Origin of the sequence: Saccharothrix hoggarensis (assembly GCF_042678885.1) — a bacterium.
GTDB lineage: Bacteria > Actinomycetota > Actinomycetes > Mycobacteriales > Pseudonocardiaceae > Actinosynnema > Actinosynnema hoggarensis.
Genome location: NZ_JBHTLK010000520.1, coordinates 1 through 715, shown reverse-complemented (window position 1 = coordinate 715; position 715 = coordinate 1). Strand labels below are relative to the sequence as shown.

Genomic DNA, 715 nt, shown 5'->3' with positions numbered 1-715 from the left:
GCACTCCACGGCCAACCACCCGCCAGCCGCGTCCCCAACCTCACAGGACAGAACATCTAGCCCAGGGGGTCGGCGAACCGGAAGTGCCGGGCCACCGCCTCCTCGCACGCCTCCAGCGCCTGCGCCAGCCGCTGCTCGCGCGACCCGGTGACCAGCCGCCACGGCACGCCCCGCGCGGCCAGGCCGGTCCGGAACTCGTCCGTCATCCACGCGCGCAGGTGCTCGCCGTCCCGCCACCCGTCCTGCTCGAACGGCACGCCGACGTGGTCGGTCAGCAGGTACAGGGCGGGGCGGGGGGCGTCCGGCGCGATGTCCGGGTGCGGCGCGCCGAGGTACCGGTGGCCCCACACGGTCGCCGCCCACGGGTCGTTGTCGCACACGAGCACCGGCCCGGTCACGGCGGCGTCGGAGAGCTCCCGCTGCCGGCGCGCCACGTCCTGGAAGTCGCCGACCGTCCACACGAGATCGTCGACGGTCGCCGCCGGGTCGAACGCGCGGGCGGCGGCCAGCTTCAGCTCCGTGTGCTCGCGGCCGTACTCGGGCACCCAGGGCGCGTCCAGCGCCGCCGCCAGGTCGCGCGACAACGTCGTGGTGCCCGTGCTCTCCGCTCCCAGCACCACGATCCGGGCGCACAGCCCGACGCGGGTCGCCGGCGCGAGGTGCCGCCACCGTCCGCGCGGGTCGGCGCGGACCGCGGTGCCGGACACGGGGTGCG

General features: G+C 76.6%; 1 protein-coding gene. It reads right to left on the bottom strand.

Translation table 11 applies throughout. The annotated features are described in order from the left end of the window. Nucleotides 1-56: 56 nt before the first annotated feature. Nucleotides 57-715, bottom strand: a 659-nt coding sequence (locus ACFQ3T_RS36895) for an AAA family ATPase (protein ID WP_380730845.1), incomplete at its 5' end; no start/stop codon positions are given.